Raw genomic sequence first — 24627 nt, forward strand, 5'->3', positions numbered from 1 at the left:
GCTGATTCCTATATGAAAACGGCTCCTGTAAGGAGCCGTTGTTTGTTTATGCGCAGTCCGTTTGTACGTTACAGACGGCGGAACACGGCAACGACCTTTCCTGCAATGGAGACGTTCTCGCGAACGATGATAGGTTCCATGGTGGAGTTTTCTGGCTGCAGGCGGATGTGATCGCGCTCTTTGAAGAAGCGCTTGACCGTTGCGCCGTCTTCGACGAGGGCCACGACGATATCGCCGTTGTTGGCATTCGGCTGTTCCTTCACCACGACGAAGTCGCCGTCGTTGATGCCGATTTCGATCATGGAGTCACCGCGTACCTTCAGCAAAAACGAACTGGAATCGCCGACGATTTCGGTGGGCAGGGGGATGGTCTCCTGGATGTTCTGCTCGGCAAGAATGGGCACGCCAGCAGCGACGTTGCCGACGACCGGCAGGTTGACCACGTTGGAGAATTCACCCTGACCGACGAAATCGTTGTGGGCTGGTTGGCCCTTTGGTGCGGTGCCTCCATAGGTTTCGCCGTCGGAGGTACGCAGCACGGTGATGCAGCGCGACTTCAGGGGGTCGCGATGGATATAGCCCTTCTCCTCAAGATTGTTCAGGTGCACATGCACGGTGGAGGGGGACGAAAGCCCGATGCTGTCGCAGATGTCGCGAACGGTGGGGGCGATGCCGGTTTCTTCGATGGTGGCGATGATGCAATCGAGCACAGCCGTCTGCTTCTTGGTGAGCTTGGTGGAGTCTTTTTTACGAACAGTCATGGTGGCCTTCCTAATACGAACATTTGTATTAAAAATCTGTTGACATGAACCTTTGTTCGCTTTATTATATACCCGAACAAAGGTTCGTGCAAGTAAGGAGTTAAGAAACATGACACGCCAGGACATGCATACATATACGAACGGCTCCTCGGCCCTCAAGTACAACAGCAAGCGTCCCGTCTTGGAGGTTATTCCTGGCGGCGCAGTTTCTGACCAGCCACAATCTTTTCTTGACGACCTGAAATTCGCTGCCAAGGCAACCGGTTTCGCAAATATGCGCGACGATTTGAAATACGGTTCCATCGCAGGTCGTCCACTGGACCTGTCCAAAGCGCACCAGTATGTGCTGTTCGGCGCACTTATGTTCGCTTTTGGTTTGGCCCTTATCCTTCTCTAATCGGGAAGGACCGTTAGTCCGACAATTCTCGTCTCCAGCGGTTTGCTGCGTTTCCTGCTGCGAGACATCCGTGAAAACTCCGTCGCTTCAGATCGGCGGAGTTTTTCGTCTCGTTGGCCGGTCTTGTATGTATGGCGCGGCGTCAGAGTTGGAGTGCATGAAAGGGGGAACAATATCTGGGTATCGATTAACATGCAGCATATTTCACTATATATGGGAATTCAGCGACGTTGCAGGTAGATTGGAAATTCTGTTGTCATAATCGATATGACGGGGTATGATGACCACAACATTTTGTGGTCATGGTGACTATGTCCCGAATGGAGGATTGCATGCGTTGCCCATCTTGTGGTCATCCCGAATCGAAAGTCGTCGACTCTCGTCCGTCGGAAGAATACAATTCCATCCGCCGTCGGCGTGAATGCTTGAAGTGCGGAACCCGCTTCACGACGTACGAACGTTTGGGAGACAGCCCGCTTATCGTCATCAAGGCCGACGGGACCAGCCAGGTGTTCAGTCGCGAGAAGCTCTACCGCGGCATCTCTATCGCCTGCGCGAAACGCCCGAATATTCCCAATGAGAAGAAAACCGAGATCATCGATAGCATCGAAGCTCAGTTGCGCAACACCGGCAAGAACGAAATCCGCTCCAAGGAGCTCGGCGACATGGTTCTTGAGCGTTTGCGTGGTTTGGACGACGTGGCATATATTCGTTTCGCCAGCGTTTACAAGGACTTTCAGAGCATCGAGGAATTCGAGGATGCTCTGAAAGGACTGGAGTAAACATGTCTCAGAAACTGCGCGTTCCCATTAAGAAACTTGCCGAAGATGCGGTTGTGCCGTCCTACGCCTATGATGGCGATGCCGGCGTAGACCTGCGTGCCACTGAAAACCTGGTGCTTAAGCCTTTCGAGCGCGCTTTGGTCGCAACCAGCCTGGCCGTGGCCATACCCGAGGGCTATGCCGGTCTGGTCATGCCCCGCAGCGGGCTCGCCATTAAGCACGGCATCTCCGTCGTCAATGCCCCAGGCCTTATCGATAGCCACTATCGCGGAGAACTCAAGGTCATCCTCATCAACTTGGATTCGAAAGAGGATTTCGAAATCAACGTGGGCGACCGCATCGCCCAGCTGGTTATCGCCAAGGTCGAAAACGTGGACTGGCAGCCAGTGGACGAACTCGATGCTACCGATCGCGGTGCAGGCGGGTTCGGCTCCAGCGGCATCGAATAGGTTTTGCCTCGCAACCGCCTAACGAAACAGCAACCGTGAATGCTTGGCAGCCGTCTGGCTAGCATGCTCATTCGGGCGTGCAGCCGAAGGCGAGCTTCTGGCGTTGGCTCAGGATAGAAGGGTGAAAACTGTTTCCTGAACGGGGCAGGGGTTCCAACGACGTTTCAGGGCATGAAAAAGGCCTGGCGCGGTGCCAGGCCTTCGGGTTCTTCAAGTCGGAATCGGCTAGTTCTTGCTGGATGCCAGGAAGAACAACGCCAATGTGCCCGGGCCGGAATGGGCGCCGATCACGGGGTCCACGTAGTTGATGCGGATGTCCTTGGTGCCGAATTCCTTACGGATGAGGTCGGCCAGATACTCGGCATCCTCCAGGCAGTCGCCATGGGTGATGAACACGGTCTGCTCGCTGACGGGCTCGTCGGCGGTCTGCTTCATGTGGTTGAGCAGTCCCTGGATGGATTTCTTGCGGCCGCGCACCTTCTCCATGGGGATAAGGTGTCCCTCGTCATCCACATGCAGGACCGGCTTGATGTTGAGCAACGTGCCTGCCCAGGCGCTCGAACGGCTTACACGTCCGCCGCGGAACAGGAACATGAGGTCGTCGACAGTGAACCAGTGGGCCAGCTTGGACTTGTTGACCTCGACCCAGTCGCGCACCTCTTCGATGGTGGCGCCTTCCTTCTTCTTTTGGGCGGCGTACCACACCAGAAGTCCTTGGCCGCCGGACGCGGCAAGCGTGTCCACGGAAAGGATCGTGCGGTCGGGGTAGCTTTTCGACAGCTCTTTCAGCAGCAGATCGGTGGCTTCGTACGTGCCCGACAGTCCGCTGGAGAAACCCAGGTACAGCACGTCGTTTCCTGCATCTAAAATGCCACGGAACACTTTTTCGGATTCCGTCAGAATGGGGAGCGAGGTGGTGACCACCTTGCCGTCGCGCATCATGGTGTAGAACTGCTTCAGGTCGGTTTTCTCGCCCTTGAGATAGCTTTGATACTGTTCGCCGTCCACAAAGAAGATCAGCGGCAGGATTTCCAGCTCGCACTCGTCGATGGTTGCTTCCGTCAGGTTGCAGCTGGAATCGGTAACAATGGTGTAAGGCATAGGGGCTCCTTCGGTTTATTCGTGGAACAGTATATCTCTCTTGTTTAGGAACGGACCAATTCCATATTTTCAGCCACTAATCGTTACCTAATCCAGGCTTAGGATACAATGCCTGCTTATATGAAAAGAAAGACCAGCTAAATAAAGTCAAGGGGTTTTCTTGGGCTTTGTTAGATAGGACTTTGACAGGTGAATATGGGATAAAGAATGCGCGTTCTCGCGTCTCGCGGCATGACGACGCGGGGCCGGCCGAAAGCGGGCCCATGTGAATTCGGGGTCTCGTCGAGAAACTCAGTCTTCCCCGAGCCGCTCCCGCTGCGATTGGACCGACGGCCTCGGCTCGTACGGACGCCGCTCCCGCAGCACGGCGAGGATCACCCCGCACAGCTTCCGGGCCACGGCGGACACCGCGACGTAGTGGTGCTTCCCCCGGGCCCTGAGCGAGTCGTAGTAGTCGCCGAAGTACGGGTCGTGGATGCGCGCCTTGTCGGCCGCCGTCATCAGCGCGCAGCGCAGGTACGACGAGCCGCGCTTCGACATGTGCTGCCCGTCGCCGTCGAACTTTCCCGACTGGTGCTTCGACGCGTCTATCCCGGCGTAGGCAACGAGCTTCTTGGGGTCGTCGAAGCGGTCCGGGTCGCCGATCTCGGCGGCTATGACGGCGGAGTTGACCGGGCCGACGCCCGGTATCGACTCCAGCAGCTCCCCGGTCTCGGCGTCGAGCAGCTCGCCGATCTTCTCGTCGAGCCTGGCTATCTCGGAGTCGAGGTGGTCCACCAGCTCCAGCGCGTGCGAGAGCTCGAAGGCCAGCGCGTCGGCGGCGTACGCCGAGCCGACGGATGACTTCGCGGCGGCCTTGACCTCCTCGGCCTTGGCGCGCCCGAGCCTGCCGCGGCTCGCCTTCGCGACGGTCTTCGTGAGCGTGCGGATATCGGTGGCGGCCACTTTGGCAGGCGTGCCGTAGTCGCGGAGGATCGCCCTGCTCGTCGCCGAGTGCCTGTCGCTGAACAGGCGCTCCAGCTCGGGGAAGATCCTGTCGGCCACCGCGGTCGAGCGGTTCTTGAGCGCGGTGCGCTCCTTGACCAGGTGCGCCCGGTAGCGCGTCAGCTGCTTGAGCCCGTCGGCGGCCTCGGGCGACACGCGCGAGGGGCCGAGCCGCTTGAAGCGGGCGTACTCGGCGATGAGGAACGCGTCCACCAGGTCGGTCTTGGTCTTGCGGACCGTGTCGGCCCTGCGGAACGCGTCGGTTTGGACCGGGTTGACCACCGCGACGTCGAAGCCGCGGTCGTCCAGGAACGACCAGAGCGCCATCCAGTAGTGCCCCGTCGACTCCATGACGACCAGGCAGTTGCCCTGGTCTGCGCCGAGCTCGCGGAACCTCCCGAGCAGGGACTCGAAGCCGCCCTCGTCGTTGGCGAACCCGAAGGCCCTCCCGTGCGGCGTGCCGTCCTCGAGCCTGGCGGCCGCCACGTGCGCGTGCTTGGCTATGTCGATCCCGATGTACTGCAAGGCTGCCCCTTTCCGTCGCGCCGTCGTCGGGCGAAGGTCCTCCTTCGGGATCCGCGACACGCAGCCTCGTTGGATATGCGGCACCGAAGCCATCCAGCCTTATTCGCGTCCTGTCGCGGGCCGGAGGCGCAATCCTTTCTCGCGAGGCTGATCCCCAGGACCTGATGGTGCGCCCTCCGCCCATTGCGCGTCCTTTATCCCATATTCGCTGACGAAGGTAAAGAACGCGGCCACTGCGTTGGAAGTGGCGGGTGCCACGCCCAGAGAAAAAGTGGCAGAAAGAATATACGAGGAGCTGTCATGCGCGACGTCAATCCTGAATATGTCGAACGCCTGATGGAGTTCATAAATGCGAGTCCGTTCGCCATGGAGCACAACTTCAAAGTGGAGGAGATGCGTCCTGGCTACGCCCGAGTGGTGGCGGAGCCTGACGGGCGGTTCCTCAATCCCACGGGCGGCCTGCACGGCGGCTATTACTCCTCGCTGGTCGATACCGCCACGGGTTACGCCACGTTCCTGCTGCATACCGAGGATGTGGGCACCATCACGCTGGATGTGAACGTGACCTACGCGAAGCCTTTCAAAACAGGCAAGATCATCGCGGAGGGCAACGTCATCAAAGTAGGCACCAAGGTAGACATGTCGGAATGCGTCGTTCGTGACGAGGAGGGGAGGCTTCTGGCCAGCGGATCTTCGAACCTGATGATCATTCCCGGTGTGCAGATCATGGAGGACTGCGTCGTCGAATCGGGTCGTCCGCCCATGCCCCCGAAGTTCCTAGATTAACCTTTTGTTGTAAGTTACCACGACGCAACTTTTACTAATTAATCCCGTGGATTCCATTGCATCGCACGCCTTTCGAGACTAATGTTTCCACGAACGAAAAAAAGAGAAAGGATGCGTACATGTACGACGGTCTGCCTACGCCCGACCGCAACGATAAATGCTGGTGCGGAAGCGGTAAGAAATACAAGAAATGTCATCTGAACAACGATGAGCGCCTGCAGCGCCTCTACGACGAGGGCTTCGAGGTGCCGTCCCGCGATATGCTGAAGACCCCCGAGGTCATCGAAGGCATCAAGCGCAGCGCCGAAGTGAACATCGGCGTGCTGGATTACGTGGCGGAGCACATTCGCGCCGGCATCACCACCGAAGAGATCGACCAGTGGGTCTACAACTACACGGTGGAACACGGCGCAATCCCCGCGCCCCTCAACTACGAAGGCTATCCCAAGAGCGTCTGCACCTCGGTCAACGAGGTGGTCTGCCACGGTATCCCCAGTCCCGACGAAGTCCTTAAAGACGGCGACATCATCAACGTCGACTGCTCAACCATCAAGGACGGATACTTTTCGGATTCGTCCCGCATGTTCATGATCGGCGAGGTTGACCCCGAGGTCAAGCGCCTGGTCGAGGTCACGAAGGCATCTGTCGAGGCGGGCATTGCCGCGGTCAAGCCGTGGTGCCAGCTGGGCGACGTGTCCGCGGCCGTCAACAAAGTGGCCACCGACGCGGGCTTCACGGTGGTCCGCGAGTTCGGCGGCCATGGCATCGGCCTGGAGTTCCACGAGGACCCCTTCGTCAGCTTCGTCGAACCCGCCAACACGGGCATCATCCTGGCGCCGGGCATGTGCTTCACCATCGAGCCCATGGTCAACCTGGGTGCCCAGCCCATCGACATGTCCGACCCCAACGGCTGGACCGTCCGCACCAAGGACGGCAAGCCCACCGCCCAGTGGGAGGTTCAGCTGGTCGTCACCGAAACCGGCTGCGAGCTGCTTTCCTGGTAGCATCCGCTTCGTTTTTAAACCCTGCGCACAGGCCTTTTGGTCTGTGCGTTTTTCTTTATGGCCCGATTGACGGTCACAGCGACAAAGAAGTTCTCTATAATAACGAAACTTGTGTAATTATTTGTCCAAGCTGAAAGGTCGGAGTACACGATGGGAAACGATTACAAGCACACAATGAACCTGCCGAAGACTGACTTCTCCATGAAGGCGAACTTGCCGGAGAACGAGCCGAAGCGCCTGAAGAAGTGGTCTGAACAGGACATTTACCATAAGGTCCTGGAGAAGAACAAGGACGGCGAGCCCTTCATCCTGCATGACGGCCCTCCGTACGCCAACGGCCCGATCCACATCGGCCACGCCTTCAACAAGATTCTGAAGGACTTCGTCGTGAAGTCCCATGCCCAGCGCGGCTATTTCACCCCGTACATCCCCGGTTGGGACTGCCACGGCCAGCCCATCGAGCATGAGGTGGAAAAGAAGCTCGGCACCGAGAAGATGAACCAGCTGCCTCAGGCCACCATCCGCCGCCTCTGCCACGAATGGGCCGAGAAGTTCGTCGACGTGCAGCGCGACGGCTTCATGCGCCTGGGTGTCAACGCCGACTGGTTCAATCCGTACCTCACCTTCATGCCCACTTTCGAGTCGGCCAACGTCGAGGTGTTCAAGAAGCTGTACCTGGACGGCGCCGTGTACCGCGGCCGCAAGCCCATCCACTGGTGCAGCCATTGCCATACCGCACTTGCCGAAGCCGAAATCGAATACGGCGACGAGGTAAGCCCCGCCATCTTCGTGACCTTCGAGCTCACCACCGTGCCTGAAGGCCTCGAAGGTTGGGAAGGCAAGGTGGACGTGGCCATCTGGACCACCACGCCTTGGACCCTGCCTGCCGACGACGCGGTCATCCTGCATCCCGATGCCGAGTATGTGGCCGTCGAGCGCAACGGCCGCGCGGTCATCTTCGCACGCGCCCTCGCCGAGAAGTGCTGCGCCAAGTTCGGCTGGGACTTCGTGCTGGTCAACGGCGACAACGGCGAGCTGTGGGCCCGCACCGGCACCCAGCTGGCCTATAACCGCTACAAGCAGCCCATCTTCGGCGACCAGGGCGAAGAGGGCCTGTTCATCTACGCCGACTACGTCACGCTGGACGACGGCACGGGCATCGTGCACTCCGCTCCCGGTCACGGCGTCGACGACTACAAGGCCGGCATGAAGTTCGACGTGCCCGTCATCATGCCCGTCGACGACAACGGCTGCTTCTACGTGGGCGACACCATCGGATTCGGCGGACCCTTCAGCGGCATGGAGGTCAACGAAGCCAACCCGAAGATCATCGAGTGGCTCGACGAGCGCGGCATGCTCATCCTGCACGAGGACATCAACCACAGCTATCCGCACTGCTGGCGCTGCCACCGTCCGGTCATCTTCCGCGCCACCAACCAGTGGTTCGTGTCCATGGACGAGACCGGCCTGCGCGAGAAGGCCCTGGACCAGATTTACAACCATGTGGACTTCTACCCCGAGTGGGGCGTGAACCGCATCGGCGCCATGGTCACCGACCGGCCTGACTGGTGCATCTCCCGCCAGCGCAGCTGGGGCGTGCCCATTCCCGTGTTCAAGTGCGGCGATTGTGGCGAGACCATCGCCGACGAGGCCACCTTCGACGCGGTCATCGACCTGTTCAACAACGAGGGTGCGGACGCCTGGTTCACTAAGGAACCCGTGGAGTACCTGCCCGAGACCACCTGCTGCCCGAAGTGCGGCAGCCGCAACATCCAGCCTGAGAAGGACATTCTGGACGTGTGGTGGGAATCCGGCGTCTCCCATGTGGGCGTGCTGCAGCATCGCGCCGAGGCCGACCACCTGCGTTGGCCTGCGGATATGTATCTCGAAGGTTCCGACCAGCATCGCGGCTGGTTCCAGAGCTCGCTGCTTCTGGGCACCGGTGCCTTCGGCCAGTCCCCGTACAAATCCGTCGTGTGCTGCGGCTTCACCGTGGACGAGAACGGTGAGAAGATGTCCAAGTCCAAGGGCAACGGCATCGATCCCAAGCAGGTAGCCGACGCTTACGGCGCCGACGTTCTGCGCTTGTGGGTCGCATCCACCGACTACTCCGTGGACGTGTCCATCGGCGACACCATCCTGAAGCGTACCTCCGACGCATACCGTCGCTTCCGCAACTCCTTCCGCTTCCTGCTGGGCAACCTGAGCGACTTCGACGACATGCGCGACGCGGTGGCCCTGGAAGACATGAAGCCCATCGACGTGTGGGCCATGCTTCGTTTGGCCGAAGTCCTCGCCGAGGTGGAGCGCGGCTACGACGAGTACCGCTTCCATCAGGTGTTCCGCGTTCTGTACGACTACGTCATCACCGACCTGTCCGCCATTTACATGGATGTGGCGAAGGACCGTCTGTACTCCGAGGCTCCGGGCTCTCTTGCCCGCCGAAGCGCCCAGACGGTGCTCATGAACATCCTCGAGGTGCTGGTTCGCGTCATGAGCCCCATCCTGTCGTTCACATGCGACGAGGTGTGGGAGCACTATCCCGAGGCCGCCCGCAACCGCGAAGGCCGTCCTATCAGCGTGCAGCTGGCCGGTTGGCCCACCGTCGACGACTTCGTGCCCGCCATTCCTCAGGGTGAGGAGGCGGAAGCCTTCATGGCCCGCTTCAACACGTTGCTGGAGGTGCGCGACGTGGTCACCAAGGCCCTGGAGGACGCCCGCAACGCAGGCGATCTGAACAAGAGCCAGGAGGCCGTGCTGACCATCACCGCGCCCGAGGATGTGATCGAGGTCCTGAACAGCTTCTCCTCCGCCGACCTGGAAGAGCTCTTCATCGTGTCCGACGTCATCGTGATGGAGCCTGCGGATGAGGAATTGACCGCCGCCGTAGCCAAGACCGACAAGGAGAAGTGCCCGCGCTGCTGGAACCATCGCAAGCTGGGCGGCAATCCCAACCATCCGGACGTCTGCGCTCGTTGCGGCGACGTGCTTGACGCGCTCGGCGAGTAGGGGAGCTGCAAAAGGTCGTATATGGCACAAAAGCCTCAACACAACGGTTCGTTGAAACACGGCGGCGTCTTCGCGGGCGTCGCCGTCCTTTGGCTTGTTCTGGACCGTCTGACGAAAATCTATTTCGAGAACGCCTACGAGCTGGGGCAGACGTCTGTGCACGATTATCTGGTCGTGCGATTCCGACTGATCCACAACACAGGCGCCGCCTGGGGAATTTTCTCCGATTCCACCTTCGCGCTGGGTTGTCTGTCGCTGGTGGTCTGCGCCCTGGTCGTTGCTGCGTGGCTCATGTGGGACAAAGCCATGGGGCGTCCCGCCACTCTGGTGGAGACGCTGGCTCTTTCGCTGGTGTTCAGCGGCGGTTTGGGAAACTGCATCGACCGCTTCATGCAAGGCTACGTCATAGATTTCCTAGATTTCACGTTCATGGATTTCCCGGTGTTCAACGTTGCCGACATCGGTGTGACCTGCGGATTCGCACTGCTGGTCATCGCGTATCTGGTGCTGGAGCGCAATTCCGGCGCCGCCGAGGCTGAAAGCGCCGACGGAGCCGAAGACGCCGACACGGTCGAAGTCGCCGATGCTCCTGAAACGTCCGACGCATCCGAAGGAGACCAGGCATAGTGGACGTTCAGACCGAATACCTCTACGTAGACGAAACCGGCGACGGCATGCGCCTGGACGCGTTCCTCGCCAAGGAGGGCGCCTATACTACCCGTTCCGCCGCAGCTAAACGCGTGGCGGCGGGGGAGGTGTCCATCAACGGCGTGGCGGCCCGCAAAAGCGCCACGGTCAAAGCCGGCGACGTGGTGGAGTACCAGGTGTTCATCGATCCGCGGGTGTTCGACTTGGAATCCGCCGACATTCCGCTGGACGTCCGTTACGAAGACGACCAGGTGCTGGTCATCTCCAAGCAGGCCGGTCTGGTAACCCATCCTGCCGACGGGCATCCGCAACAGGACACGCTGGTCAACGCGCTGATCCACCACTGCGGTCGCGAGAACCTGTGCAACGTGCAGGGCGAGCAGGACCGCTTGGGCATCGTGCACCGTCTGGACCGGGATACCAGCGGACTCATGCTGGCGGCCAAGACCAACGAAGCCGGCCAGAAGCTTATGGAGGACATCGCCGACCGCGACGTGGACCGCCATTACCTCGCGCTGGTGCATGGCTGGATTCCCCTCGAAACGGGTTTGGTGGACGCGCCCATCGGCCGCAGCGACCGCGACCGGCTGCGCATGTGCGTCTCCGACCGGGACAACGCCCGCGACGCCATGACCTCGTTTTCCGTGGTCAAGCGGTTCGAAGCCGGAAGAAACGACGACGGCTACACTCTTATCGACTGCAAGCTTTTCACGGGGCGCACGCATCAGATCCGCGTGCATATGGAATACATCAAGCACCCCTGCGTGGGCGACCCTGTGTACGGCTGGGCCAAGCACGACAACCTGGGGCTCGACCGCCAGTTCCTGCATTCCTACAAGCTGGCCTTCACCCATCCGACGACAGGGGAGCGTCTGCAGTTCGAAGACACCCTGCCCGCCGATCTGCAGCGCGTCATCGACGAGCTCGAGGCCCGCGGATAGGCCATCTTCGGTCCATGGGATTCGCTGGATCGCTCGACACTCGCTTCGCAACACGAGCACATAGCCCTCAGGTTCGCAACTTTCGCGAAAAGGGGCCCTTTCCGCCAAGAAAATCAACTAGTGTACGACCGTAAGGGCGAGCATTTCGGACCCGAAATATGCACACCGCTCTGAACTGGGTATATGCGAGTCGCTTTTCCTTGGTTCTCGAGTGGAAGCCTTCGATGGCTTTCCAAATCGTACACTAGTTGATTCTCTTGGCGCAAATCGGGGAATTGGGTTTGAGGAGCAGTCGTGTCGTGCAGATTCGGCTTTCGGGAGAGGGCTCGACTCCTGATTCGGCCTCACAACCGACATGCAAGGGCTCCTGCAAAGTTTGTTCTTGGAAACTATACTCCTGAATAGGTTACATGTCGGCCGGTCCAGAGGTCGGGCGAAGGAATCGTCGAGAGGGGTTGCGCGCCATGGAAACGATGAAAAGCAGGCTCAAGGGGAGCAAGCCGGTCAAGGTGGTGTCGCTGCTGGCTTCGTTGGTGCTGCCTGCGTGCGCGTTGGATATGGGCACCACGAATGTCGTCATGGATGTCGTAAACCCGTACTACCTGCTGTTTTTGGGATTCTACGGCTGCATATTCCTGTGCCTGTCATGGGAGGGGAAGTGGCTGTGGCTGAAGGTGGTGCTCGTTGCGGCCAACGCGGCGTTCATCTCCCTGTTTGTGTTCGTGGCGTTCATGGGCGGCTTAGGCGGGCCCATTTTGGCGTTGTTGCAGATGGTGGTGCCGATAGTTCCGTGGATTCCGCTGTTCGGGTAGACGGCTTGGGTCCGGAAAAGAACGCAGCCCCCGTGCTAGCCTTTGCACAGGGGCTGAATCGCTTGCTTTTTCGTCAGGACGTGATTGGCCGCTATTCCATGACCAGGCCGGCCTCTTCGGGGGTCGTAGCCTTCACGACTATGGTGCCTGTGGCGGGCTCGTCGTCGGTGCCTGCGACCTTGAGCATGTAGCTGCCAGGCTCGACCTCGGCACCGTAGGTGAACACGCCCGTCAGCTCGCTTTCGGCAACCACCTCGGAAGTCTCGCCGGTTTGGGCGTCAACCGTTTCCAGGGATACGTGCACGGCGCCCTTTTCACCTTTGCGCTGGCGAAGAACGCCTGACCCTCGGTGATTTCGAGGCCGTCCACGTAGTTCGTCTCAGCTGTGGCGTTTGTTGTCTTGATGGTGGTCGTGCCGTCCTCGGCGATGTCGCCCACTATGCTCGGGTTGCTGGTGCACGCCCCACCATGAATGCGGCTGCGGCCATCAGCAGAGTTGCGGTCAGAATGCATAGTGCAATGTGCCTTTTTTGCCATTGAGGTGCACCTTTCTTCAGTGGGTGGACCTTAGTCGAAACAGTATACCCGTCTTGATGGTGGATGTTGCGGTCGCCTCGGGAGGCGCCGAGACGGACGGTTTTTCGTTTACGTGGGACCGCTCCAGGCCCGCAGGGGCCCGGGGCTTGACGCCTGCCTCATCTACATTGTAGAATCAGCGGTGGTTTTGGTCCTAGCGGTGCGTCTTTCCGCTAGGCCTTTTTCGTTTGCGCGTCAGGATCCGCGCCGACAGGAGCCGGAGCAGCCAGAGCACGCATCCGGCCGCCACGTTCGCGGCGGCCGGATGCGTGCCGAGGCATGCCTCGTAAAAACAGGACTCTGGTAGACGATCTGTCACCAGGGTCCTGCTTGAGGTTCATACCCGAAAAAGCCGCATTGGCGGCGAGCCGTTATTGTTCGGCACTATGCGCGACGATGGCATCCCTCATTCGCTCGAGGCCGGTTTTGATGATGGATCGGGGCATTGCCAGATTGAGCCGAATATAGCCGTCCGCATTACCTACGAACAGGTCGTTCCCGCCTTCGAGAAGCACGCCTGCCTCGTTTGCGAAGAAGTCCGGCAGGTCGTCTACGTCCGGCAGGCACTTGGACATGTCGACCCAGGCCAGGTACGTCGCCTCGGATATGTTCATGACCGCCTCAGGCAGCTCGTTTTCCAGGAATTGCTTCGTGAATGCGAAGTTCTCGTCCAGATACGCCAACAGCTCCCGGCGCCACGGCTCGCCATACGTGTAGGCGGCCTTGGCTGCGGTTACCGCCATGGCGTTGTACATGCCGTCCAGCTTGTCGCGGTTGCGGAAGGTTTCGCGCAGGGTCTTGTCCCGGATGATGATGTTGGAGAACGACAGACCGGCCATGTTGAACGTCTTGGTCGGTGCCATGCAGGTGATAAGCTTCGGATAATCCTGCATGACCTTTCCCATGGGAATGTGCTGTTTGCCCTGGCGGAGGATGTCGCAATGAATCTCGTCGGAGACGATCCAGATGCCGTGCTTCTCGATGATGCGCGCCACCTTCTCGAGTTCCTCCTGCGTCCAGACGCGGCCGGAGGGGTTGTGCGGGTTGCACCAATATATAAGCTTCACCCACGGGTCGGCGCACATCGAATCGAGCGCTTCGTAGTCGACGGTGAAACGCCCCTGCTCGTCGATGTTCAGCGGGCAGCGCACGGGCTCCACATGGCCGTATTCCGCCGCATGCAGGAAATATCCGTACGCAGGGGTGCACATGAGGACTTTCTCTTTCGGCCCGACGAGTGACTCCGTGAGCTGGAAGAGGGCCGGGATGATGCCGGGGCTGTAGCACAGCTGTTCCTGGGGGAAGTCCCAATCGTAGTGGTCCAGGCACCACGAACGGAACAGCTGGTAGTACTCGGCGTCGTTCACGACGGTGTATCCGAAAATGCGGCGGTCGATACGAGCGCGCAGCGCGTCCAGGATTTCCGGGGCGATGCCGAACTCCATGTCGGCCACCCACATCCGGACGAACTCGTCGTCGGCGTAGGGGAACACCTTTTCAGGTCCCGCATGGAAGATGTATCCGCGGAAGCCATCCGTGTTCAAGGCATCCGTACCTTGCCTGTCGATGACTTCGTCAAAATCGTACATCGCTGCTCCTTCATTGGTTGGGGAATCCGCTTGGATCAAGCCCGAACGAGTCGTCGGCCAGGTAGTGCGCTGCTTGTGGCGGCATGGCGCGATGCGTCCCGCAGACCTGCCTGCCATCCCGCGCACGAAGGCTGGACGAGGGGGTTTCCTTTCGTCCAGCGCCGAAACGAGCTGATGGGAGGTTCCGTTGCATGTGCTGTTTTCGATGGCGCGATTATAGGATATAGGAGCGTTTGCAGAAACGCTTTCGGCAAACGAGAAACGAGGTGGTTCTGCATGCTTTGCCCGTCGCGTCCGTCAGGAAGGCGGCTTGGCATCGTCTGCGGATGCAAACGCGATGGGGAAGAGGGATTGGGGTTTGCTACAATCAGCTTTATGGAAGAGCGAAAAGACAGAGATCGGCGCACGCTTTGCGCCATCGGCAGAATCTATTGCAATGGGAACCATGGGCACGTTGAGCGCGATTGCGATGGCCTGTGCCCTGAATGCCGCGCGACCGTGGAAGCGACGGCCCGACGCGCCGAGGCATGTCCGTTCGGCCACGAGGGAAACTGCCAGGATTGCCCTGTCCATTGTCAGAGGGGAGAGGATCAGGTTCGCGTTAAGCGCATGATGCGCTACGCCGCGCCTCGCATGGCATTGCTTCATCCCTTGATGACCTGGGAATATCTGCATAAGCGACGTCGTCGGACGTGACGCTGTCGCCGTCGCATCTCGCGCAATGCGACGGAGAAGAGCGGGGTGTCTGCTGCATCCGGCACATACATTTGCCCAGTTTGTGAAGGGGGAAGACTCTCTCGGGCAGCAGCTCGGCCTCGATGGTATACTGCACAAGTTGCTTTTACCCGGGCTTCGTGCACATGCACCACCGCATGGTTCGCAGCTCGCGGCGTATTAAAAGAGCGGCGTGCAACAGCCGCATTAGGACGGATAATCCGTCAAGAAAGGTGGGATCCCTATGCCCAGCAAGCTCTCTATCACCAAAGAGCGTACCGCAGAACTGGTTGCCGAGTTCGGCAAGGACGCCAACGACACCGGCGCCCCCGAGGTTCAGGTTGCCATCCTGACCGAGCGCATCCGCAACCTCACCGAGCACCTCAAGGAGCACAAGAAGGACAACCACTCCCGCCGCGGTCTGATGATGCTCATCGGTAAGCGCCGCTCCATGCTGCGCTACATCAAGAATCGCGACATCGAACAGTATCGTGCCCTCATCAAGAAACTGGGCATCCGCGACAACATCTAAGTAGCATCTGAAAGCCCGTCGATCCGGCGGGCTTTTGATTGACGGTCGGCGCGGAAGGGTCCGCGCTGCTCGCGAGGATGGTGAGAAGCCCATCCCGAAGAAGAGAGAAAGAGTAATACTCAATGGAAAAAGTTTCTTTGGCCTTCGAACTGTACGGCAAGGAGTACGCCTTCGAAACGGGCGAGCTGGCCAAGCAGGCCACAGGTGCCGTCCTGGTCAAGCAGGGCGAAACCACCGTTCTGGTCACCGCTGTCATCTCGGCCCAGGAAAAGGACTACGACTTCTTCCCGCTGACGGTCGACTTCATGGAGAAAATGTACGCCGTGGGCCGCATCCCCGGCGGCTACCTGAAGCGCGAAGGCAAAGCATCTGACAAGGGCACGCTGACGGCTCGCATGATCGACCGCCCGATCCGCCCCGGCTTCGCCGACGGCTTCAAACAGGAAGTCCACGTCGTGGCCACCACCTTCGCCATCGACGGCCAGAACCCGCCCGACTGCATCTGCGTCGGCGGCGCCAGCGCAGCCCTCATGATCGGCTCCGCTCCCTTCGACGGCCCGGCTGCTTGCGTGCGCATCGCCCGCAACGCCGAAACCAAGGAGTTCATCGTCAACCCGACGTACGAAGAGCAGGAGACCTCCGACCTCGAGCTGACCATCGCAGGCACCCGTGATTACATCTCCATGGTGGAGGCCGGCGCCAACGAGGTCACCGAAGAGGACATGCTCGCTGCCATGAACTTCGGCCAGGAGGCCATCGCGGCCTTCTGCGAGAAGCAGGCCGAATTCCTGGCCATGGTGGCTCCCGAGCCCCGCGAATGGCCCATCCATGTGCCCGACGCCTCCATCGCCGAGCGCGTCGACGCCCACTTCGACGAAATGTCCGCAGCCCTCAAGGATGCCGACAAGCAGTCCCGCATCGCCAAGGTCGAGGAGCTGAAGGCCGCCATCAAGGCCAACGACTTCTCCGAGGAGGAGCAGGCCGCTTGGGGTTCCGACATCGCCGCGGCCCTCAAGTCCCTTGAGAAGCATGCCATGCGCCGCATGGTCATCGAGACCGGCGAACGTGCCGACGGCCGCGCGGCCGACGAGATCCGTCCGCTGTACATCCGTCCCGGCTATCTGCCCCGCGTCCACGGCTCCGGCCTGTTCCAGCGCGGCCAGACCCAGGCCCTGTCCGTGTGCACCTTGGGCCTTCTCAACGAGGCCCAGCGTCTGGACACCATCGACCCGGCCACGGGCAAGCGCTACATGCATCAGTACAACTTCCCGCCGTACTGCACCGGCGAAGTCGGCCGCATGGGCGCCCCCAAGCGCCGCGAGGTCGGCCACGGTGCGCTGGCAGAGCGCGCCATCCTGCCCGTGCTGCCTTCCGAGGACGAGTTCCCTTACGCCATCCGCGTGGTCTCCGAGATCCTCGAGTCCAACGGCTCTTCCTCCATGGCATCCACCTGCGGTTCCTGCCTGGCCCTCATGGACGCCGGCGTGCCCATCAAGGCGCCCGTCTCCGGCATCGCCATGGGCCTGATCAAGGAGGAGGACGGCGTGGTCATCCTGTCCGACATCCAGGGTCTTGAGGACTTCCTGGGCGACATGGACTTCAAGGTGACCGGCACCGCCAACGGCATCACGGCGCTCCAGATGGACAACAAGGCCCGCGGCCTGTCCACCGAGATCCTGGGCCGTGCGCTGCAGCAGGCCAAGGAGGGCCGTGCCCACATCCTGAACGCCATGCTGGCCGAGATCCCCGGTCCTCGCGAGGAGCTGCGTGACACCGCGCCCCGCATCGAGACCATCCACATCCCCGTGGACAAGATCCGCGAGGTCATCGGCAAGGGTGGCGAAACCATCCGCGGCATCCAGGATTCCACGGGTGCTTCCATCGAGATCCAGGAAGACGGCACCGTGCACATCGCCTCCGTCGACCAGGAGGCCGGCCGCGCCGCCAAGGCCGCAGTCGAGGCCATCGTCAAGGAGCCCGAGGTGGGCGAGGTGTACGAAGGCACCGTTGTCGGCATCCAGACCTTCGGCGCGTTCGTCAAGCTGACGCCATCCAAGGACGGCCTGCTCCACATCAGCCGCATGGCCAACGGCCGCGTCAGCAAGGTGGAAGACGTCCTGAACATGGGCGACACCGTGAAGGTCCAGGTTATCGAAATCGATCCGAAGAGCGGCAAGGTTTCTTTGGACCGTCTTGAGAAGCCGGATGCGCCGGAAGGCTCCGAGCCCGCTCACAACGGCCGCGAGGAGCGCGGCAACGGCCGCGATCGCCGTCCCGGCCGCGGCAACCGCAACAACGGCAACGAGGACCGCGGCGGAGACAACCGCAAGCCCCGTCGTCGCCACCAGCAGTAAGAGTAAGTCAACCAAATCGCGCGTCTGGCGTGTCCATTAGGTGTTTTCACCCCAGACGCGTGGTTGAAATATGGGGGAACCCGTAATATTATGGTTCCTCGTGATTTCGTACCAGTAGATATAAAGGAGTCCAACGAAATGGCAGTCAAGATTCGTCTCGCCCGTCACGGTGCCAAGAAGAAGCCGTTCTACCGCGTCGTCGTCGCCGATGCCCGCGCTCGCCGCGACGGCCAGATCATCGAGCAGGTCGGCCGCTACAACCCCAACACCGATCCTTCCACCATCGAGCTCGACCTTGAGAAGATCGAGTCCTGGATCGGCAAGGGTGCCCAGCCCACCGACACCGTCGTTCGTCTGATTGAAACCGCCAAGAAGGCCCAGTAAATGTCAGAGTTCAGCACCGATATCGCTGCCCTGGTGCGTACCATTGTCGAACCGCTGGTGGAGGATAAGGAAGCCGTCGATGTGACGGTGTCCGTATCCGCCCACGGCGAAGAGCTCGTGGAAATCCGCGTTGCTCCCGACGATTGCGGCAAGGTCATCGGTCGTCAGGGCCGCGTCATCAAATCTATCCGCGTTCTTGCGCGCGCTGCCGTGTGCGCCGAAGGCCGCGACGTGTCCGTCGAATTGATCGAGGACTAGCTCAGTGCAGACGTGGGCCAACGTTGCCGTTTTGGCATCTGTTCAAGGCTTGAAGGGAAGGTTCGTAGCGCATCCTGCGCACGGCCTTCCTTTTCTTTTGGAACCGGGCATGCGCGTAAGCTTCGTGCCGCCCAACTTGGACGGGCCGCGCCACGTGAAAGTGCGCGATGTGCAGCATATCAGCGGGGATGACTGGCTGGTCAGCTTCAAAGGCGTGAAGGACCGCACCCAGGCCGAGGCTCTGGTGGGGAAGTTCTGCCTGGTGGATACCGACGAGCTGCCCGAAGACTACGAAGACACCCTCTACATAGATGATGTTGCGGGCTACGCCGTGGTCGACGAGAACCTGGGCAGCATCGGCACGCTGACCGAGGTGCTCGACATGCCGGGCCAGTCGCTTTTGTCCGTCGACCGCGACGGGCGCGAGGTGCTGATTCCCGCCGTCGACGAGTTCATCCTGGATATCGACGACGAGGCGGAAACCATCCTGGTCAGCATCCCTTCAGGACTGCTGAACCTGGATTCGCTCGAAGCCGTGGACGAACAAGGGGAGGATAACTAGCATGCTCATCGAAACGCTGTCCACCTTCCCGCACATGTACGACTCGGTGGTCAACGAGTCCATCCTCAAGCGGGCCCAGGCCGCCGGAGCCTTCGAGTTTCGCGCCCATGACCTGAGGGATTGGACGCACGACCGCCACCGCACCACCGACGACGACCCCTACGGCGGAGGCCAGGGCCTGCTCATGAAGTGCGGACCCATCTTCGAGGCCTACGACGACATCGCCGCAGAAGGTCCCAAGCCCTTCACCATTTTCCTTACGCCCACAGGCGTTCCTTTCGATCAGGGCGTGGCGGCCCAGCTCGCCATGCAGGAGAGGTTGCTGTTCATCTGCGGCCACTACGAAGGTATCGACGAGCGCGCCTATACGCTGTCGGACATGAACATCTCGCTGGGGGATTACGTCCTCACCTCGGGCGAACTTGCATCCATGGTGGTCATCGACGCCGTGGTGCGTCTGCTCGACGGCGTGCTCGGCGACGAAGCCAGCGCGGTGGACGAGAGCTTCTACGACGGTTTGCTGGAATACCCCCAATACACGCGCCCGGCGGAATTCCGCGGCATGCGCGTGCCGGACGTGCTGCTCTCGGGCGACCACGGCAAGGTGGACGCCTGGCGCAGGCGGCAATCGCTTGAGCGAACCGCGCGTTTACGTCCCGATTTGTTGGAGAGGGCGAATATCACCGACGATGAGCGAGCTTTTTTGCTATCATTGCAAAGCGACTTTTCTGAAGGCGTTTAACAGCGCCTTTTATTTTTTTGCGGGAGGCTTAAGCTTACATGGCATACGGCGATCACGTTGAGCGCAGATCGGGAGGAATCGTCAGGTCCCTCATCTCATGGGTGATGTTCTTCGTCACCATGTTCGTCATGGTGTGGGTCATACAGAACTTCATCGTGCGGGCCTACGTCATCCCGTCGGGTTCTATGGAAAGCACCATCGAAATCAACGATCATGTCTGGTCGGAGAAGGTCTCCTACTATTTCCGCGATATCGAATACGGCGACATCGTCACCTTCGACGACCCCGAAGTGGCCGGGCGCACGCTGATCAAGCGCGTCATCGCCACCGAGGGCCAGACCGTCGACCTGATCGACGGCTATGTGTACGTCGACGGGGTTCAGCTCGACGAGCCCTATACCAAAGGCCAGCTCAGCGAGCCTCTGGACACAGCCGCCAACGTTACTGTTTCGTATCCCTACACCGTGCCTGAGGGGTGCATCTGGGTCATGGGGGACAACCGAACGCATTCGGCCGACTCCCGCTATTTCGGCCCGGTCAGCGTCTCCAGCGTATCAGGCAGGGCAGCGATAATCTATTGGCCGATTGAAAACATAGGAGTGTTCTAAGTATGAGCAAACCTGCAAACGGGGATGCATTGACGTTCCAGGAGGTCATTCTGCGACTGCAGCAGTACTGGGCCGACCTGGGTTGCGTCGTTCTGCAGCCGTATGACAACGAGGTGGGCGCCGGCACCTTCCACACCGCCACCACCCTCCGTTCCCTGGGTCCCGACACGTGGCGCACCGCCTACGTGCAGCCGTCCCGCCGTCCCACCGACGGCCGCTACGGCGAGAACCCCAACCGCATGCAGCATTACTACCAGTACCAGGTGCTGCTGAAGCCCTCTCCGGACAACGTCCAGGACCTGTACCTCGAAAGCCTGCGCGCCATCGGCATCAACGTCGAAGAGCATGACGTTCGCTTCGTCGAGGACGACTGGGAAAGCCCCACGCTGGGCGCCTGGGGTCTGGGCTGGGAGGTCTGGATCGACGGCATGGAAGTTACCCAGTTCACGTACTTCCAGCAGGTGGGCGGCTTCGAATGCAGCCCTGTTCCCGCTGAAATCACGTACGGTCTGGAGCGCCTGACCATGTATATCCAGGGCGTCGACTCCGTCTACGACATCGTGTGGAGCCGCGGCGACGACGGCATCGTGTTCACCTACGGCGACGTCTTCCTGGAAAACGAGCGCGAATTCTCCGCGTACAACTTCGAGGTGGCCGACACCGACTTCCTGTTCAGCGAGTTCGACCGCTACGAGAGGGAATGCAACCGCACGCTTGAAGCCGGCCTGCCGCTTCCCGCATACGACTACGTCCTGAAGTGCAGCCACGCGTTCAACCTGCTGGACGCCCGCGGCGTCATTTCCGCCACGGAGCGCATGGGCTACATCCTGCGCGTCCGCACCATCGCCAAGGCCTGCTGCGCCAGCTATCTGGAGCATGTGGTGGGCCAGGCGCCGGCGCTCGAGGACGGAAAGGAGGCCGAAGATGGCGAATAAGACCCTCGCATTCGAAATCGGCACCGAAGAACTGCCCGCGTTCGCGCTGCATGACGCCACCGTCCAGCTGCCCGGTCTGGTCGCCCAGCTGCTGGAGGCCAAGCGCATCCCGCACGGCGCCATCGACGTGTACACCACGCCCCGCCGCCTGATCACCCTGGTGGCCGACGTGCCCGAGGCCACGGAAGCCTCCGAAGAGGTGTTCCGCGGTCCTGCCGCCCGCATCGCCTTCGACGCCGACGGCAACCCCACCAAGGCCGCCCTGGGCTTCGCCCGCGGCAAGGGTGTGGACGCAAGCGCCCTTGAGCTTCGCAACGAAAACGGCGAAGACTACGTGTACGCCGTCAAGAAGACCGAATCCCGCGACGTGGCCGCCCTGCTGCCCGAGGTGCTGCTGAACACCATCGAGGGCATCTCCTGGCCCAAGTCCCAGCGCTGGGGCGCCCACACCGAGCTGTTCAGCCGCCCGATCCGCTGGATTCTGGCGCTGCTGGGCGAAACCGTGGTGCCGCTGTCCTACGCCGGCCTGGAGTCGGGCCGCACCACCCGCGGCCATCGCTTCCTGGCGCCGGCCGAGGTGGAGATCGCCTGTGCCGACGACCTGCTGCCCGCCATCCGCGCGGCATACGTCGTGCCCAGCGAAGACGAGCGTGAAGCATCCATCCGCAAGCAGATCGCTGCCAAGGAGGCAGAACTCGGCCTGGTGGCCGACCTGCCGGCCAAGACCATGGCCGAAGTTATCAACCTGACCGAGTATCCCACGGTCATGGTGGGCACCTTCGACGAGCTGTTCCTGAGCGTGCCGAAGGAGATCATCGTCGACGCCATGCTCATGCATCAGCGTTACTTCCCCTTGTTCGACCAGGAAGGCAAGCTGGTCAACAAGTTCCTGATCACCTCCAACGGCGATCCGGCATTCGAGGCCAACATCATCGACGGCAACCAGCGAGTCGTGGCCGCCCGTCTGTATGACGCCAAGTTCTTCTACGACGAGGACCTGAAGAAGCCGCTGGAAGACTACGTGAACTCTCTGGACCAGGTCGTGTTCCAGGAGAAGCTGGGCACCACGCTGGCCAAGACCACCCGCGTGGTCCGTCTGGCGGGATTCGCCGCCGACGACGCCAAGGTGGACGCCCAGGTTCGCGCCGACGCCCAGCGCGCCGCCTACCTTGCCAAGGCCGACCTGGTCACGGGCGCCGTTGTGGAATTCACCAGCGTCCAGGGCATCATGGGTTCCTACTACGCCAAGGCGGCAGGGGAGACCGATGAGGTCGCCAACGCCATCGCCGACCATTACCGTCCGCGTTTCGCAGGCGACGAGCTGCCTCGTGGCATGGCCGGCCGCATCGTGGCCTTCGCTGACAAGCTGGACACCATCACGGGCCTGTTCGCCATCGGCCAGGCGCCGACCGGCTCTTCGGACCCCTTCGCCCTGCGCCGTGCCGCCATCGGCATCGTGGGCATCCTGAACGCCGGCCTGAACGTGTCGTTGGGAAGCGCCATCGACGTCGCGTTGGCCAACTACCGCGCCGACGGCCTGGAGTTCGACTTCGCCGAGGTGAAGAAGGCGGTCGTGGACTTCTTCGTCACCCGTACGAAGGTCATCCTGAAGGATGAAGGCAACGCTTCCGACGCCATCGACGCTGTTCTGGCCTGCGGCGTTACAGAGCCGGCCGTCATCGCTTCCCGCGTGAAGGCCCTGACCGCAGCCCGCGAGCAGAACCGCGAGACCATGGACAATCTGGCTGTCGCCTTCGCCCGCGCCAACAACCTGCGCGACCCCAAGCTGGGCACCGACTGCAACACGGCGCTGTTCAATCAGGCCGAGCAGAACCTCTACGACGCTGCGCATGCCGCATCCATCGCCGTGGACGAGGCGCTGGCCGCCGACGACTACACTGCCGCCCTGGGCCGGTTGGCCGAGCTGCGCCAGCCCGTGGACGCCTTCTTCGAGGACGTCATGGTCATGGACGAAGACTCGGCCGTCCGTGTAAACCGCCTGAAGCTCCTGAACGAGTTCGTGAACGTGTTCGCCAACGTCGCCGACTTCGGCCAGCTCGCAAAAACCAAATAACGCTTCGTGGAGCCGCAGGACCATTCCTCGGCTCCCTGTTTTGGGACAGGGGGGCTTATCCCCCTTGTCCCATCCCATAGGTCGTTTGGGATAAAGGGGGGGGATAAGCCCCCTTTGTTCCACCCGATAGGTCGATCACGTGCACGAGGAGGGATGCGCTTTGCCTGGCGAACCGAGCATTCAGATGGGGTCCTATCACGAGGGGTTCCCGACCATCCACATCGTCAGCGACTCGCTTGGCTTCACGGCCCAATCGCTGGCCAGGGCGGCGGCCGGCCAGTTCGGCGTCACCGACCCCGCCTTCGAAATCTTCTCCAGGATCACCGATGCCGAAACCGCAGGCAAGGTCCTGCTGAAACACCGCGCCGAGCAGGCCAACAACGGCATAAACGAGCCCATGGTGGTGTTCTTCTCGTTCGTCGACGCCGAGGAGAGCGCCAAGCTGAAGAGAATCTGCGAGAAGCACGACATCTATGCGGTCGACATGATGACCGAGCCGATCGCCATGCTCGAAAAGGCGTCGGGCCTCACGTCGTCCCGCCAGCCTGGCCTGTTCCGCCAGACCGACGAGAACTACTTCAGGCGCATCGCCGCCATGGAATTCACCATCAACCACGACGACGGACGCAACTACCAGGACCTTCCCAAAGCCGACATCGTGCTTCTGGGCGTCTCCCGCTCGTCGAAGACCCCCATCTCCGTGTACATGGGAATGGAAGGTTACCGCGTGGCCAACGTGCCGCTGGCCGTGGGCACCGAGCCGCCCGCTGAGGTGTTCGAATGCGACCCCACGCGCATCTTCGGTCTTATGACCACCCCCGACGTGCTGGTCAGCATCCGCCAGCGCCGCCTGGGCAACGCCGGCAAGGGCGCGACGGGCGCCGCCGGGCAGTACGCCCAGAGGGATTACGTCTACGATGACCTGGAATCGGCCCGCGCCCTCATGCGCAAACTGGGCTGTATCGTCATCCACACCGAAAACAAGGCCGTCGAAGAGACCGCACAGGAAATATTGCGATACTATGAACTGACTCACCCAGCGCGCAAGCCGCCTATTGAGTGATAATGTGGTTGCATCCACTAAACAACTAGTGAAGGAG

25 protein-coding genes are annotated in these 24627 nt (G+C 60.9%); 20 read left to right on the top strand and 5 right to left on the bottom strand.

All coding sequences use genetic code 11. The features are described from left to right. Positions 1 to 68: 68 nt before the first annotated feature. Positions 69 to 761, bottom strand: a complete 693-nt coding sequence (gene lexA / locus SHEL_RS05290) for a transcriptional repressor LexA (protein WP_012798218.1) — start codon at positions 759 to 761, stop codon at positions 69 to 71. Between the two features lie 109 nt (positions 762 to 870). Here lexA and SHEL_RS05295 point away from each other — a divergent pair, with 109 nt between their 5' ends. The 3 genes from SHEL_RS05295 (at position 871) to dut (ending at position 2389) form a co-directional block, all read left to right on the top strand. Then, positions 871 to 1158, top strand: coding sequence for a hypothetical protein (locus SHEL_RS05295; protein WP_012798219.1), 288 nt, complete (start codon positions 871 to 873; stop codon positions 1156 to 1158). A 332-nt stretch (positions 1159 to 1490) separates the two neighbouring features. Continuing rightward, positions 1491 to 1940 (top strand): transcriptional regulator NrdR, encoded by a 450-nt coding sequence (nrdR, locus tag SHEL_RS05300; RefSeq protein WP_012798220.1) that lies wholly within the window; start codon positions 1491 to 1493, stop codon positions 1938 to 1940. A 2-nt stretch (positions 1941 to 1942) separates the two neighbouring features. Next, entirely contained in the window at positions 1943 to 2389 is a 447-nt protein-coding gene (gene dut, locus SHEL_RS05305; RefSeq protein ID WP_012798221.1) for a dUTP diphosphatase, read from the top strand. A 225-nt stretch (positions 2390 to 2614) separates the two neighbouring features. Here dut and SHEL_RS05310 read toward each other — a convergent pair whose 3' ends face one another. Together SHEL_RS05310 and SHEL_RS05315 are read right to left on the bottom strand one after the other, a co-directional pair. Beyond that, complete coding sequence (locus tag SHEL_RS05310) at positions 2615 to 3490, bottom strand: DegV family protein (RefSeq protein ID WP_012798222.1); 876 nt, start codon at positions 3488 to 3490, stop codon at positions 2615 to 2617. 291 nt (positions 3491 to 3781) lie between these two features. Continuing rightward, a complete protein-coding gene (locus SHEL_RS05315) occupies positions 3782 to 4999 on the bottom strand; it encodes an IS110 family RNA-guided transposase (protein ID WP_012798223.1) in 1218 nt (405 codons plus the stop codon). Positions 5000 to 5299: 300 nt separating this feature from the next. On the opposite strand from SHEL_RS05315, the gene SHEL_RS05320 reads away from it, so the two are divergent. The 6 genes from SHEL_RS05320 to SHEL_RS05345 all read left to right on the top strand — a co-directional run bounded on the left by SHEL_RS05320 (position 5300) and on the right by SHEL_RS05345 (position 12199). Then, entirely contained in the window at positions 5300 to 5785 is a 486-nt protein-coding gene (locus SHEL_RS05320) for a PaaI family thioesterase (RefSeq protein ID WP_012798224.1), read from the top strand. 119 nt (positions 5786 to 5904) lie between these two features. Then, entirely contained in the window at positions 5905 to 6789 is an 885-nt protein-coding gene (locus tag SHEL_RS05325) for a methionyl aminopeptidase (protein WP_012798225.1), read from the top strand. A gap of 150 nt (positions 6790 to 6939) precedes the next feature. Next, positions 6940 to 9798, top strand: a complete 2859-nt coding sequence (ileS, locus tag SHEL_RS05330) for an isoleucine--tRNA ligase (RefSeq protein ID WP_012798226.1) — start codon at positions 6940 to 6942, stop codon at positions 9796 to 9798. 21 nt (positions 9799 to 9819) lie between these two features. After that, the gene (gene lspA / locus SHEL_RS05335; RefSeq protein ID WP_012798227.1) at positions 9820 to 10425 is read left to right on the top strand and encodes a signal peptidase II; all 606 of its coding nucleotides are present in this window, start codon (positions 9820 to 9822) and stop codon (positions 10423 to 10425) included. Further along, a complete protein-coding gene (locus SHEL_RS05340; protein ID WP_012798228.1) occupies positions 10425 to 11387 on the top strand; it encodes an RluA family pseudouridine synthase in 963 nt (320 codons plus the stop codon). The genes lspA and SHEL_RS05340 overlap by 1 nt, the downstream gene beginning before the upstream one ends. A gap of 464 nt (positions 11388 to 11851) precedes the next feature. After that, complete coding sequence (locus SHEL_RS05345; protein ID WP_012798229.1) at positions 11852 to 12199, top strand: hypothetical protein; 348 nt, start codon at positions 11852 to 11854, stop codon at positions 12197 to 12199. A 91-nt stretch (positions 12200 to 12290) separates the two neighbouring features. Here the strand turns inward: SHEL_RS05345 and SHEL_RS05350 are convergent, their stop codons facing one another. Both SHEL_RS05350 and SHEL_RS05355 read right to left on the bottom strand, forming a co-directional pair. After that, positions 12291 to 12503, bottom strand: coding sequence for a hypothetical protein (locus SHEL_RS05350; RefSeq protein ID WP_012798230.1), 213 nt, complete (start codon positions 12501 to 12503; stop codon positions 12291 to 12293). A gap of 643 nt (positions 12504 to 13146) precedes the next feature. Further along, a complete protein-coding gene (locus SHEL_RS05355) occupies positions 13147 to 14364 on the bottom strand; it encodes a MalY/PatB family protein (RefSeq protein ID WP_012798231.1) in 1218 nt (405 codons plus the stop codon). A gap of 375 nt (positions 14365 to 14739) precedes the next feature. On the opposite strand from SHEL_RS05355, the gene SHEL_RS15830 reads away from it, so the two are divergent. From SHEL_RS15830 to SHEL_RS05410, 11 genes are all read left to right on the top strand, one after another. Beyond that, positions 14740 to 15060, top strand: coding sequence for a nitrous oxide-stimulated promoter family protein (locus SHEL_RS15830; RefSeq protein WP_350454473.1), 321 nt, complete (start codon positions 14740 to 14742; stop codon positions 15058 to 15060). 262 nt (positions 15061 to 15322) lie between these two features. Next, positions 15323 to 15610, top strand: coding sequence for a 30S ribosomal protein S15 (gene rpsO / locus SHEL_RS05365; protein WP_012798233.1), 288 nt, complete (start codon positions 15323 to 15325; stop codon positions 15608 to 15610). A gap of 122 nt (positions 15611 to 15732) precedes the next feature. Beyond that, a complete protein-coding gene (gene pnp, locus SHEL_RS05370; protein ID WP_012798234.1) occupies positions 15733 to 17964 on the top strand; it encodes a polyribonucleotide nucleotidyltransferase in 2232 nt (743 codons plus the stop codon). Between the two features lie 138 nt (positions 17965 to 18102). Continuing rightward, positions 18103 to 18348, top strand: a complete 246-nt coding sequence (gene rpsP, locus SHEL_RS05375; protein ID WP_012798235.1) for a 30S ribosomal protein S16 — start codon at positions 18103 to 18105, stop codon at positions 18346 to 18348. Continuing rightward, complete coding sequence (locus SHEL_RS05380; RefSeq protein ID WP_012798236.1) at positions 18349 to 18606, top strand: KH domain-containing protein; 258 nt, start codon at positions 18349 to 18351, stop codon at positions 18604 to 18606. A 4-nt stretch (positions 18607 to 18610) separates the two neighbouring features. Next, positions 18611 to 19168 (top strand): ribosome maturation factor RimM, encoded by a 558-nt coding sequence (rimM, locus tag SHEL_RS05385; protein ID WP_012798237.1) that lies wholly within the window; start codon positions 18611 to 18613, stop codon positions 19166 to 19168. A 1-nt stretch (position 19169) separates the two neighbouring features. After that, positions 19170 to 19910: a tRNA (guanosine(37)-N1)-methyltransferase TrmD gene (gene trmD / locus SHEL_RS05390; RefSeq protein WP_012798238.1), complete on the top strand. Its 741-nt coding sequence runs from the start codon at positions 19170 to 19172 to the stop codon at positions 19908 to 19910. 38 nt (positions 19911 to 19948) lie between these two features. Beyond that, entirely contained in the window at positions 19949 to 20518 is a 570-nt protein-coding gene (lepB, locus tag SHEL_RS05395; RefSeq protein WP_012798239.1) for a signal peptidase I, read from the top strand. 2 nt (positions 20519 to 20520) lie between these two features. Then, complete coding sequence (locus SHEL_RS05400) at positions 20521 to 21453, top strand: glycine--tRNA ligase subunit alpha (RefSeq protein WP_012798240.1); 933 nt, start codon at positions 20521 to 20523, stop codon at positions 21451 to 21453. After that, positions 21443 to 23527 (top strand): glycine--tRNA ligase subunit beta, encoded by a 2085-nt coding sequence (gene glyS / locus SHEL_RS05405; RefSeq protein WP_012798241.1) that lies wholly within the window; start codon positions 21443 to 21445, stop codon positions 23525 to 23527. The genes SHEL_RS05400 and glyS overlap by 11 nt, the downstream gene beginning before the upstream one ends. A gap of 184 nt (positions 23528 to 23711) precedes the next feature. Then, positions 23712 to 24590, top strand: coding sequence for a pyruvate, water dikinase regulatory protein (locus tag SHEL_RS05410; RefSeq protein ID WP_050749533.1), 879 nt, complete (start codon positions 23712 to 23714; stop codon positions 24588 to 24590). The last annotated feature ends 37 nt before the right edge of the window (positions 24591 to 24627 follow it).

The sequence above is a fragment of the Slackia heliotrinireducens DSM 20476 genome, assembly GCF_000023885.1.
Classification (GTDB): Bacteria; Actinomycetota; Coriobacteriia; order Coriobacteriales; family Eggerthellaceae; genus Slackia; species Slackia heliotrinireducens.